This window comes from Streptomyces sp. NPDC017520, from assembly GCF_044329855.1.
Taxonomy (GTDB): Bacteria; Actinomycetota; Actinomycetes; order Streptomycetales; family Streptomycetaceae; genus Streptomyces.
Window position 1 is genome coordinate 1 of record NZ_JBIRKB010000036.1, and the last position, 13,486, is coordinate 13,486.

Annotated in this window: 2 protein-coding genes; both read right to left on the bottom strand. The window is 74.6% G+C overall.

The window, feature by feature from the left end; all coding sequences use genetic code 11:
• A partial coding sequence (locus ACH4KB_RS37700) for a type I polyketide synthase (protein WP_398071587.1) occupies positions 1 to 1,813 on the bottom strand: 1,813 nt, incomplete at its 3' end.
• Between the two features lie 87 nt (positions 1,814 to 1,900).
• The coding region (locus tag ACH4KB_RS37705; protein ID WP_398071589.1) for an SDR family NAD(P)-dependent oxidoreductase at positions 1,901 to 13,486 on the bottom strand (11,586 nt) is incomplete at its 5' end.

The following is a 13,486-nucleotide window of genomic DNA, read 5'->3' on the forward strand; positions in this document are numbered from 1 at the left end:
CCACCGCGAACACCGGGAACGACGCATACAACTCACCCGCCATACCCACCCGCTGCGCACCCTGACCAGTGAACAGAAAACCCAGCCGGCCATCCGTCCGCTCGCCCTGCACCAGGCCCGGAGCCGTACCACCCTCGGCGAGCGCCTTCACACCCGCGAGAAACTCACCCCGGTCACGGCCCACCACCACCGCACGGTGATCAAGAGACGCACGACCCGTCGCGAGAGAGAAACCGACATCGAGAGGCGCCACCCCGAGGTCCGCCGTCAGCCGGGCGTAGAGCCGCCGGGCCTGGTCGCGCAGAGCGTCCGCCGTCTTGCCGGACACGGTCCACGGCACGACCGCGAGCACCGTCGCCCCCGGCTCCGGTGCGACCTTCTCCGTCGCCTCCGGGGTCCGCTCCGCGGGCTCGTCCGGGGCCTCCTGGGCCGGAGCCTCCTCGATGATCACATGCGCGTTGGTGCCGCCGAAGCCGAACGAGGAGACGGCGGCACGGCGCGGGGAGCCGGTCTCCGGCCACGGCCTGGCCTCGTGGAGGAGCGAGACGGCGCCCGCGTCCCAGTCGACATGGCTGGTCGGCTCGTCGATGTGCAGGGTGCGGGGCAGCACCCCGTGGTCCATGGCCTGGATCATCTTGATGATGCCGCCGACTCCGGCCGCGGCCTGCGCGTGGGCGATGTTCGACTTGAGGGAGCCGAGGTAGAGCGGGCGGTCCTCGGGGCGGCCCTGGCCGTACGTGGCGAGCAGCGCCTGCGCCTCGATCGGGTCGCCGAGCCGCGTCCCCGTACCGTGCGCCTCGACGGCGTCGATGTCGGCGGGGGCGAGGCCGGCGGACGCGAGGGCCTGGCGGATGACCCGCTCCTGCGCCGGACCGTTGGGGGCGGTCAGACCGTTGGACGCGCCGTCCTGGTTGACGGCCGAGCCCCGCATGACGGCGAGGACCTGGTGGCCGTTGCGACGGGCGTCGGACAGCTTCTCCACCAGGAGCAGACCCACGCCCTCCGCCCAGCCGGTGCCATCCGCGGTCGCGGAGAAGGATTTGCTGCGGCCGTCGGCGGCGAGCCCGCGCAGGCGGGAGAACTCGACGAAGGCAACCGGCGTCGACATGACGGTGACGCCGCCGGCGAGGGCGAGGTCGCACTCGCCGCGTCGCAGGGCGTTGGCCGCCAGGTGGAGGGCGACGAGCGAGGAGGAGCAGGCGGTGTCGATGGTGACGGCCGGGCCTTCCAGGCCGTACGTGTAGGCGACGCGGCCCGAGGCGATGGAGCCCGCGCTGCCGCTGAAGAGGTAGCCCTCGAAGCCCTCCGGCGGGAGGTGGGGGCGTGAGCCGTAGTCGTTGTACATGACACCGGCGAACACCCCGGTCCTGGTGCCCTTGAGCGAGACCGGGTCGATGCCGGCCCGCTCGAAGGTCTCCCAGGCGGTCTCCAGGAGGAGACGCTGCTGCGGGTCGGCGGCGAGGGCCTCGCGCGGGGACATGCCGAACAGCTCGGGGTCGAAGAGGTCGGCGTCGTAGAGGAAGCCGCCTTCGCGGGAGTACGAGGTGCCGACCTGCTCCGGGTCCGGGTGGTAAAGGTTCTCCAGGTCCCAGCCCCGGTCGGTGGGGAAGTCGGAGACGGCGTCGACCCCGTCGGCGACCAGCTGCCACAGGTCCTCGGGGGACGAGACGCCTCCCGGGTAGCGGCAGGCCATGGAGACGATGGCGATCGGCTCCTGGTCCTTGTCCTCGACCTCGCGCAGACGCTTGCGGGCGTCTCGGGCGTCGGCGATGGCCCTCTTGAGGTATTCGCGGAGTTGTACCTCGTCAGCCACGTGAATTCAGCTCCCCGGGAGTGGTGTGTCCGATGGCCAGTGGGTGGGTGGTGGCCGGTGGTTCCGTTGGTGCGGCGGGACGTCGGATCATTCGAGTTCGTCCAGGAGCGCGAAGAGCTCCTCGTCGCTCGCCGTGTTGAGGTCCTGGTCGTCGGCGGTGTCCTCGGGCCGTCCGGAACCGTCGGCGCCTTCGGCCGCCCTGAGCAGTTCCTTGAGCCGTGCGGTGATCAGGTCGCGCGCCTCCTGGTCCGGTGCGGCGGCGGCGATGGCCGCCTCCAGGCCGGCGAGGGGGGCGAGGACCGGTTCGGCCGGCGAGGCCTCCTCGACGGCCAGTTCGTGCAGGAGGTGGGTGGCGAGCGCCTGCGGCGACGGGTGGTCGAAGACGAGGGTGGTCGGCAGTCGCAGTCCGGTCGCCCGGTTGAGCTGGTTGCGCAGTTCGACGGCGGTGAGGGAGTCGAAGCCGAGCTCCTGGAAGGCCCGGTCGGCCTCGATGCGACCGGGGTCACCGTGTCCGAGGACACCGGCCACCTGAGCGCGTACGAGGTCGGTGAGGGCGCGTTCCCGGTCGACGGGGCCGAGGGCCGCGAGCCGTTGTGCGAGCGACGCCTCCTCGGTGGTCCCGCCGCTCGCGACGGCTGTGGTGCGGCGCTTGGCCGGGCCGGCGAGGGTGCGCAGGACGGGCGGCAGTTCGTCGCCCCTGCCGCTGAGGAACGCCGTGTCGAGGCGGGTGACGGCGAGGACGGGTTCTCCGGTGGCGGGAGCCGCGTCGAAGAGGGCCATCGCGTCCTGGGAGGCGATGGGCCGCAGGCCCACGCGGGCCAGACGGCGCAGATCGGTCTCGTCGAGGCTGCCGGAGAGGGCGCTGGCCTGGGCCCACAGGCCCCAGGCGAGGGAGATGCCGGGCAGGCCGTGGGCCCGCCTGTGCTGGGCGAGGGCGTCGAGGAAGGTGTTGCCGGCCGCGTAGTTGGCCTGGCCCGCGGTGCCGATGAGGCCGGCGACGGAGGAGTAGAGGACGAAGGCCGTGAGGTCCAGGTCCCGGGTGAGTTCGTGCAGATTCCAGGCGGCGTCGACCTTGGGGCGCAGGACCTTGTCCAGCTGGTCGTTGCTGAGCCCGGCGGCGACGCCGTCGTCGAGGACGCCCGCGGTGTGCACGACGGCGGTCAGCGGGTGTTCGGCCGGGACGGCGGCGAGGACGCGGGCCAGGGAGTCGCGGTCGGCGACGTCGCAGGCGACGGTCTCCGCGTGGGCACCGAGTGCCTCCAGTTCGGTGTGGAGCTCGGCGGCACCGGGGGCGTCGGGGCCGCGGCGGCTGAGGAGCAGCAGGCGGCGGGCGCCGTGTTGGGTGACGAGGTGCCGGGCGAGGACCGCGCCGAGCGCTCCGGTCGCACCGGTGACGAGGACGGTGCCCTCGTCCCAGCGGGGGGCCCGGGTTTTGGCCGCGGGGGTGGTGCGGGTGAGGCGCGGGACGGTGAGGGCTCCGCCGCGTACGGCGACCTGCGGTTCGCCGCTGGCGACGGCGGCGTCGAGCCCGTCGGCGGAGGGTGCGGCGGGGTCGAGGTCGACGAGGACGATGCGGCCGGGGTTCTCGGTCTGGGCGGACCTGAGGAGGCCCCAGACTCCGGCGTGGGCCAGGTCGGTGACGTCCTCGGCGCCGACGGCGACGGCTCCGCGGGTGGTGACGACGAGCCGGGTCCCGGAGAGCCGGTCGTCGGCGAGCCAGCCCTGGAGGGTGTCGAGGACTCCCGCTACGGAGGCCCGTGCCCGCTCGGGCAGTGTTCCCGCGGTGCCGCCCTGATCGGCGGCGGGCAGGAGGAGCACGGCGGGTACCGGGGCGCCCGCGTCGAGCGCCGCGGCGAGGGCGGGGACGTCCTGGTACGTGTCGCCGTGCCCGAGCACCGCCCAGCCGGTGCGGGCCGGGGTGGCCGTGCCGGTGGTGGGCAGGGCCGTCCAGCCGAGGCCGAAGAGGCCGTCGCGGGCGGCTGTTCCGGCTTCGCGGAGCGCCTCCTCGGACAGCGGGCGCAGCAGCAGCGAGTCGGCGGCGGCGACGGGGGCGCCCGCGCCGTCGGCGACGGTGAGCGCGACTCGCAGCGAGTCGGCGTCGGACCGGTCGAGGGAGAGCCGGACGCGCAGGACGGTGGCCCCTGTGGCGTACAGGCTCACTCCCGTCCAGGAGAACGGCAGCCAGGAGGGGCCTTCGGGCTCGGCGACGCCGGGGAGCAGCGGGTGCAGGGCGGCGTCGAGGAGGGCGGGGTGGAGGCCGAACCGGGGGGCGTCGGCGCGGTGTGCCTCGTCGAGGACGATCTCGGCGAAGAGTTCGCCCTCGGTCTTCCAGAGGCGGCGCAGTCCCTGGAAGGCGTTCTCGTAGCCGTATCCGGCGGTGGCGAGCCGGTCGTACACGCCGTCGAGGCCGACTTCGGTGGCGCCGGCCGGGGGCCAGGCGAGCAGCCCTTCGGGGGCGGCGGCGCCGGTGCCGAGGCGTCCTTCGGCGTGCAGGGTCCATGGGAGGTCCGTGTCGTCGCCCCGGCCTTGGTCGGGCCGGGCGTAGACGGCGAGGGTGCGGCCGCCGGTCCCGTCGGGTTCGCCGATGACGACCTGGAGCTGGACGGCGCCCCGCTCGGGCAGGATCAGCGGCGCGGCGAGCGTCAGTTCGTCGACGCGGTCGCAGTCGACCTGTTCGGCGGCGCGGAAGGCGAGGTCGAGGAGGCCGGTGGCGGGCAGGAGGACGGTGCCGCGGACGGCGTGGCCCTCCAGCCAGGGGTGGGTGCGGCGGGAGAGCCGGCCGGTGAAGAGGTACGCGTCGCGGTCGGCGACCCGGACGGCCGCGCCGAGCAGCGGGTGGCCGCCGTCGGCGAGGCCGAAGCCCTCGGCGTCGTCGGGGGCGGCCGATCCCTCCAGCCAGTAGCGGGCGTTCTCGAAGGCGTACGTGGGCAGGTCGACCCGGCGGGCGCCGGAGAAGTACGACTGCCAGTCGGGGCGGGCGCTGCGCAGCACGGTGCCGGTGAGGGCGGTGGCGACGGTCTCGGCCGCCGGCCGGCCGTACCGGAGCAGAGGGGCGAGGAAGCCGGCCTCGCGGGTCAGGCACTCCTGGGCCATGGCGGTGAGGACGCCGTCGGGGCCCAGCTCCAGGTAGTCGGTGACGCCGAGTTCCTCCAGGTGGCGGACGCCGTCGTGGAAGCGGACCGCCTCGCGGATGTGGCTGGCCCAGTAGTCGGGCGAGGTGAGCTGTTCGGTGGTGGCGAGGACGCCGGTGACGTTGGAGACGACGGGGATGCGCGGGGGGTGGTAGGTGAGGCACTGGGCGACGTGCCGGAACTCGTCGAGCACCTCGTCCATGTGCGGGGAGTGGAAGGCGTGGCTGACGGGCAGCAGCTTGGTCTTGCGGCCGCGGATGCGCCAGACGGTCCTGATCTCCTCGACGAGCGCCTCGTCGCCGGAGATGACGGTGGCCCGGGGGCCGTTGACGCCCGCGACGGCGACGGAGTCGTAGTTGTAGTCGGCGAGCAGGGCCCGCACCTCCTCCTCTCCCGCCTGGAGCGCGGCCATCGTGCCGCCCTCGCGGGCGGCCTGCATGAGGCGGCCGCGTTCGGCGACGAGCGTGCACGCGTCGGGGAGGTCGAGGACTCCGGCGAGGTGGGCGGCGGTGACCTCGCCGATGGAGTGGCCGAGGAGGTAGTCGGGGGTGATTCCGTGGTGTTCGGCGAGCCGGAAGAGGGCGACCTCGATGGCGAAGAGCGCGGACTGGGTGAAGGCGGTCTGGTCGATCAGCGCCGAGTCCGCCGAGCCCTCGGGGGCGAAGAGGACGTGCTTGAGGGGCCGGAACAGCTCGGTGTCGAGGTGCCCGCACACCTCGTCGAGTGCCTGCCGGAACACCGGGGACGACTCGTACAGTTCGCGTCCCATGCCGAGCCGTTGGCTGCCCTGTCCGGTGAACAGGAAGGCCGTCTTGCCCCGTCGTCCGGCGGTCGCGCGGGCCACGGCGGGCGTCGACTCGCCTCGGGAGAGGGCCGCGAGGCCGTCCATGAGGGTGGTGCGGTCGGCGCCGAGGACGGCGGCGCGGTGTTCCAGGGTGGCGCGGGTGGTCGCCAGGGAGAAGCCGACGTCGGCCGGGGCGAGTGCGGGGTGTTCGGTGAGGTGGTGGTGCAGACGGCCGGCCTGGCGGCGCAGGGCGGTCTCGTCCTTCGCGGTGAGGATCCACGGCATGAGGCCGGCGGCGTCGGCGGCCTCATGCCCGGCGGGCACCGGGGCGGCCGGGGCGGGGGCCGGGGTGTCGGGGGCCTGCTCCAGGATGACGTGGGCGTTGGTGCCGCTGATGCCGAAGGAGGACACCGCCGCGCGGGCGGGACGGCCGGTGGCCGGCCACTGTCTGGCTTCGGTGAGCAACTCGACCGCGCCGGACTCCCAGTCGATGTGCGGGGAGGGGTCCTCTGCGTGGAGGGTCTTCGGCAGGGTGGCGTGCCGCATGGCCTGGATCATCTTGATGATGCCGCCGACTCCGGCCGCGGCCTGCGCGTGCCCGATGTTCGACTTGAGGGAGCCGAGGTAGAGCGGGCGGTCCTCGGGGCGGCCCTGGCCGTACGTGGCGAGCAGCGCCTGCGCCTCGATCGGGTCGCCGAGGCTGGTGCCGGTGCCGTGCGCCTCGACGGCGTCGATGTCGGCGGGGGCGAGGCCGGCGGACGCGAGGGCCTGGCGGATGACCCGTTCCTGCGCCGGACCGTTGGGGGCGGTCAGACCGTTGGACGCGCCGTCCTGGTTGACGGCCGAGCCCCGCATGACGGCGAGGACCTGGTGGCCGTTGCGACGGGCGTCGGAGAGCTTCTCCACGAGGAGCAGACCCACGCCCTCCGCCCAGCCGGTGCCGGAGGCGTCGGCGGAGAAGGAGCGGCAGCGGCCGTCCTCGGAGAGGCCGCGTTGCCGCGAGAACTCCACGAAGGTGCTGGGGCCGGACATGACGGTGACGCCGCCCGCGAGCGCGAGGTCGCACTCGCCCTGGCCCAGGGCGTTGGCCGCCAGGTGGAGGGCGACCAGGGAGGAGGAGCAGGCGGTGTCGACGGTGACGGCCGGGCCTTCGAGTCCGTACGTGTAGGAGAGGCGGCCGGAGACCACACTGGAGAGGTTGCCGGCGAGGAGGAAGCCCTCGAACTCCTCGGGGCTCTTGGCGAGCCGCGAGGCGTAGTCGTCGTACATGGCGCCGGTGAAGACGCCGGTGCTGGTGCCGCGCAGGAGGGCCGGGTCGATGCCGGCGCTTTCGAAGGTCTCCCAGGCGGTCTCCAGGAGGAGGCGCTGCTGCGGGTCTGTGGCGGTGGCCTCGCGCGGGGACATCCCGAAGAACGCGGGGTCGAACCGGTCGGCGTCGTGGAGGAAGCCGCCGTGGCGGACGTAGGAGGTGCCGGTCTTCTCCGGGTCCGCGTTGTAGAGGGAGTCCAGGTCCCAGCCCCGGTTGTCGGGGAACTCGCTGATGGCGTCGGTGCCTTCGACGACGAGTCGCCACAGGTCGTCCGGCGAGGAGACGCCGCCCGGGAAGCGGCAGGCCATGCCGATGATGGCGATGGGCTCGTCGGCGCCGGCGGCGGTGCGGCGGGCCGGGGCCGCGGTGGCGGGCTCGGTGCCCGCGGCCTGCCGGTGCAGGTAGGTGGCGAGGGCGGCGGGCGAGGGGTGGTCGAAGACGGCGGTGGCGGGCAGCCGGAGTCCGGTGGCGGTGTTGAGCCGGTTGCGCAGCTCGACTCCGGCCAGGGAGTCGAAGCCGATCTCCCTGAAGGCGCGTTCGGGGTCGATGCCCTCGGGGCTGGTGTGGCCGAGGACGCCGGCGACGATGCCGCGGACGAGGTCGGTGGCGGCGGCGCGGCCCTCCTCCTCGGAGAGGGTGACGATGCGGCGGGCCCACTCGGTGCCGCCGGCCGTGACGCCCCGGGCGGCTCTCGCGGCGGGCCGGGGGCGGATCAGGCCGCGCAGCAGGGCGGGCGGGTTGCCGTCGGAGGCGCCGCGCAGCCGGGCCAGGTCGAGGAGGGCCGGGACGACGAGGGCGTCGCCGCCGTGGAGGGCGGTGTCGAAGAGGGCGAGGCCGGTGGTCGGGTCGAGCGGGTCGACGCCGGCGCGGGCCCAGCGGGCCAGATCGGCGTCGCCGAGCTGGGCGCCCATGCCGTGGCTGGAGTCCCACAGGCCCCAGGCCAGGGAGGTGGCGGCCAGGCCGTGGGCGTGGCGGTGGGCGGCGAGCGCGTCGAGGAAGGTGTTGGCGGCGGCGTAGTTGGCCTGGCCCGCGGTGCCGGTGATGCCGGAGACGGAGGAGAACAGGACGAAGGCCGCGAGGTCCAGGTCCCGGGTCTGGTCGTGCAGGTTCCAGGCGGCGTCGACCTTGGGCCGCAGGACGGTCGCGAGCTGTTCGGGGGTGAGGGACTCGACGGTGGCGTCGTCGACGATGCCGGCGGTGTGCACGACCGCGGTGAGCGGGTGCGCGGGGTCGACGGCGTTCAGGAGGGCGGCGACGGCGTCCGGGTCCGCGGCGTCGGCGGCGACCGTGGTCACCCGGGCGCCGAGCTCGGCGAGTTCGTCGGCGAGCCGGTCGGCGCCTGGCGTGGCGGGTCCGCGGCGACTGGCGAGCAGCAGGTGGCGTACGCCGTGCCCGGTGACGAGGTGGCGGGCGAGGAGGCCACCGAGGCCGCCGGTACCGCCGGTGACCAGGACGGTGCCCTGCGGGTCGATGCGGGGGGCGTCGGCGGGGGCGCCGGTCCGGTCGCGGGTGAGGCGGGGGACGTACAGGCGGTTGCCGCGCAGGGCGAGCTGCGGTTCTCCGGTGGCGAGGGCCGCGGGCAGCCGCTCCTCGGTCTCGGGGCTGCCGTCGAGGTCCAGGACGACGACCCGGTCGGGGTGTTCGCTCTGGACGGCGCGCAGCAGGCCCCAGACGGGGGCGGCGGACAGGCCGTCGACGTGCTCGCCGGGGGTGGTGGCGACGGCCTTGGTGGTGGCGAAGGCGAGGCGGGTGCCGTCGAGGCGTTCGTCGGCGAGCCAGCGCTGGGTGAGCGCGAGGGCGCGGGCGGCGGTGTCGTGGGCGGCGGCCGGAATGTGGGCGCCGTCAGCGGTGACGCGGACGAGGAGGACGTCGGCGTCGAGTCCGTCCGGGTCCGGGAGGGCGCCGTCGGTGAGTTCGGCGATGCGGGGGGCGGTGCCGCCGGCCGGGGTGAGCGCGGTCCAGGCGATGGTGAACAGGCCGTCCGTGGTGGCGGCGGAGGCGAGCTTCTCCTTGGCGACGGGCCGGAGCATCAGCGAGTCGACGGCGGCGACGGGGGCTCCGGCCGCGTCGGCGAGGCGCAGGCTCACCGTGTCGGTGCCGGTCCGCTCGATGCGGACGCGGACCGTGGTGGCGCCGACGGCGTGGGTGGTGACCCCGCTCCAGGCGAACGGCAGCCGAATGGTCTCCGGTTCGGCCGGGTCGGCGGCGTCGAGGACGACCGGGTGGAGGACGGCGTCGAGGAGCGCGGGGTGGATGCCGTAGCGCGCGGCGTCCTCGTGCTGGTCGTCGGGGAGGGCGACCTCGGCGTAGCTGGTGGTGCCGTCGTCGCCGCGCCACAGGGCGCGCAGGCCCTGGAAGACGGGCCCGTACTCGTAGCCGAGGTCGGTGAGCCGCTCGTACGCGTCGTCCAGCGGTACCGGGCGGGCGTCGCGTGGCGGCCACTCGCGCAGCTCGTCGAAGAACGGCGCCTCGGGGACGGCGGGGGGCGCGGCGAGGGCGCCGGAGACGTGACGGGTCCAGGCGGCCTGCTCGTCGTCCTCGGTCTCGGGCCGGGAGTACACGGTGAAGGTGCGGGCGCCGGCCGCGTCGGGGGCGGAGACGGCGACCTGGAGGCGGACGGCGCGCTGCTCGGGGAGGGCGAGCGGGGCCTCCAGGGTGAGTTCGACGAGGTGCTCGGCGCCGGCCGCCCGGCCCGCCGCGGCGGCGAGTTCGACGAAGGCGGTGGCCGGTACGAGGACGGTGCCCTGGATGCGGTGGTCGGCGAGCCACGGGTGGCCGCTCAGCGACAGCCGGCTGGTGAGGACGAGGCCCTCGCGCTCGGCGAGGTCGACGGCGATGGCCAGGAGGGGGTGCCCCGCCGGGTCGAGGCCGAGGCTGCGGGCGTCGGTGCGGGCTTCGGGGCGGAGCCAGTAGTGGCTGCGGTGGAAGGCGTACGTGGGCAGGTCGACGCGGGCCCCGCCGGGGTGGAGCGACGCGAGGTCGAGCGGGGCGCCAAGGGTGTGGGCGCGGGCGAGTCCGGCGGTGAGCGTGGTGTCCTGGGGGCGGCCGGACCGCTGGAGAGCGACGGCCTGGGAGGTGTCGGCCCGGAAGGAGCCGGCGGTCATGGCGGTGAGGACGGCGTCGGGGCCGACCTCGATGAAGGCGGTGACGCCCTCGTCCTCCAGGGTGCGGGTGGCGTCGAGGAACCGTACGGTCCCTCGGATCTGCCGCACCCAGTAGTCGGCGGTGAGGAGGTCGTCGCCGGTGGCGGGCAGACCGGTGACGGTGGAGATGACCTGGAGGCGCGGCGGGTGGTAGGTGAGCCCCTCGGCGACGGTACGGAACTCGTCGAGGATCGTGTCCATGTGCGGCGAGTGGAAGGCGTGACTGACGTTGAGCCGGCGGGTCTTGTGGCCGCGGTCGCGCCAGAGCCCGGCCAGTTCGTCGGCGGCGTCGGCGTCGCCGGAGACGACGATGGCGTCGGGGCCGTTGACGGCGGCGACGGCGAGCCGTCCCTCGTACGGGGCGAGGGTCTCGGCTACCTGGTCCTCGGCGGCCTGGAGCGCGACCATCGCGCCGCCGGGTACGGCGGCCTGCATGAGGCGTCCGCGGGCGGCGACCAGGGCGGCGGCGTCCTCCAGTGAGAGGACCCCGGCGACGTGGGCGGCGGCGAGTTCGCCGATGGAGTGCCCGGCGACCGCGTCGGGGGTCAGCCCGTGCGCCTCCAGGAACCGGTGGAGAGCGACCTCCAAGGCGAACAGGGCAGGCTGCGTGGCGCGGGTCTCGTGGAGGAGCGCGACGCCGTCGGACGCGTCGGTCTCCTCGTCGAACATGACGTCGCGCAGCGGCCGGCCGAGGTCGAGGTGCGGGTCGAGGGCGGCGCACACCTCGTCGAGGGCCGCGGCGAACGCGGGCCTCGTCCCGTACAGTTCGCGGCCCATGCCCGGGTACTGGGCGCCCTGCCCGGTGAAGAGGAACGCGGTGCGGCCGGCGCGGGCCGCGGAGCCGGTCACCAGGTGGGGGGCGTCGGCGTCCCGGCGCAGCTCGTCGAGGCTCGCGAGGAGCTCCGCCGTCCTGGTGCCGGTGACGACGGCCCGCTCGGACCAGGTGGCCCGGGTGGTGGCGAGGGAGAAGCCGACGTCGGCGACGGCGAGCTCCGGCCGGCGCTCCAGGTAGGCGTGGAGCGCCCCGGCCTGGGCGGTGAGGGCGGCGCGGTCGGGGGCGGAGAGTGCCCAGAGGGCGGGCGTGGGGGCGCCCTCTGGGCGGTTCGGGGGAGCGGCGGACCCGGCGGGTGCGTCCGCCGCCGGTGCCTCCGCCTGCTCGACGATGACGTGGGCGTTGGTGCCGCTGATGCCGAACGAGGAGACGGCAGCGCGGCGGGCACGTTCGGTGGCCGGCCAGTCGCGGGCCTCGGTGAGCAGCTCGACGTCGCCTGCCGTCCAGTCGACGCGGGGGGTGGGCTCGCCGACGTGGAGGCTGCGCGGCAGTACGCCGTGGCGGATCGCCTGGACCATCTTGATGACGCCGCCGACACCGGCCGCGGCCTGCGCGTGACCGATGTTCGACTTGAGCGATCCGAGATACACCGGCGCCTGGTCGCTTCGGTCGCTGCCGTAGGTGGCGAGGATCGCCTCGGCCTCGATCGGGTCGCCGAGGCTGGTGCCGGTGCCGTGCGCCTCGACGGCGTCGACGTCGGCGGGGGTGAGCCGGGCGTCGGCGAGGGCCTGGCGGATGACCCGCTCCTGGGAGGGGCCGTTGGGGGCGGTCAGGCCGTTGGAGGCGCCGTCCTGGTTGACGGCCGAGCCGCGGATCACGGCAAGGACCTGGTGGCCGTTGCGGCGGGCGTCGGACAGCTTCTCCACGAGGAGCATGCCCACGCCCTCGGCCCAGGAGGTGCCGTCCGCTTCGGCGGAGAAGGACTTGCTGCGCCCGTCGGCGGCGAGGCCGCGCTGCCGGGAGAACTCCACGAACATGCCGGGGGCGGACATGACCGTCGCGCCGCCCGCGATGGCGAGGGTCGTCTCGCCCTGGCGCAGCGACCGTACGGCCATGTGGAGGGCGACGAGCGAGGACGAGCAAGCGGTGTCGACGGTGAGCGCCGGGCCGACGAGGCCCAGCTGGTAGGCGATGCGGCCGGACATGACGCTGCTGGTGGAGCCGGTCAGCAGGTGTCCCTCGACGCTCTGCGGGGCCTCGTGCAGGCGCGTGCCGTAGTCGAGGGCGGTGGCGCCGACGAAGACGCCGGTGCGGCTGCCCTTGAGGGTGTGCGGGTTGATGCCGGCACGCTCGACGACCTCCCAGGAGGTCTCCAGGAGGAGGCGCTGCTGCGGGTCCATGGCGAGGGCCTCGCGGGGTGAGATCCCGAAGAAGCCGGCGTCGAAGAGGGCGGCGTCGTGCAGGAAGCCTCCCTCGCGTACGGAGCTCTTGCCGGAGCGGTCGGCGTCCTGGTCGTACAGGTCGTCGTCCCAGCCGCGGTCGGTCGGGAATCCGGAGATGGCGTCGGTGCCCTCGGCGACGAGGCGCCACAGGTCCTCGGGGGAGGCGACACCACCCGGGTAGCGGCAGGCCATGGCGACGATGGCGATCGGCTCGTCGTCCTGGAGGGGCGCGGCGAGGTACTCCTCGACGGCACCGGTCGCGCCGGTGAGTTCGGCCTCAACGTGGGCGGTGAGCGCGGTGGGGGTGGGGTGGTCGAAGAGGAGGCCGCTGGCGAGGCGCAGGCCGGTGGCGGCGGCGAGCCGGTCGCGGAGCTCGACGGACATCAGGGAGTCGAAGCCGAGGTCCTTGAAGGAGGCCCGGGCGTCGGCGCGGCGGCCCTTGTCGTAGCCGAGGACGGCGGCGATGTGCGCGGACGTGAGGTCGGTGACGGCGCGGGTCCGCTCGGCGGAGGACATCGCGGCGAGCCGGCTGCCGAGTTCGCCGTGGGGGGTGGCGGCGGGGGCGCTCGGGGCGGGGGTGGCCGGGAGAGCTGGGGTGGTGCGGTCGGTGGTGCGGGGTTCGAGCCAGTAGCGCTGTCGTTGGAAGGCGTAGGTGGGCAGGGGCACCTGGCGGGCGCCCGTGCCTTCGTAGAAGGCCTCCCAGTCCACGGGAACACCGCGGGTGAACAGGGTGCCGACCGCCGCGAGGAGAGTGGTGACCTCGTCCCGGCCCCGGCGCAGAGCGGGAACAGCCCCCTCGGCCAGAGCGGAGAGAACCCCGTCCGGCCCGATCTCCAGAAAAGAGGTCACACCCTCAGCGGCCAGGGTGTTCACCGCGTCGGCGAAACGGACGGTGCCACGAACCTGATCAGCCCAGTACCGGGCCGACCGCAAATCGTCGCCGGAGGCGAGATTCCCCGTCACGGTCGAAACCACCGCGATCCGTGGGGCGGCATACGTCAGCCCCGAGGCGACGGCCTCGAACTCCTCGAGCATCGGATCCATCAACGGCGAGTGGAACGCGTGACTGACCGACAGCCGCTTCGTCCTGCG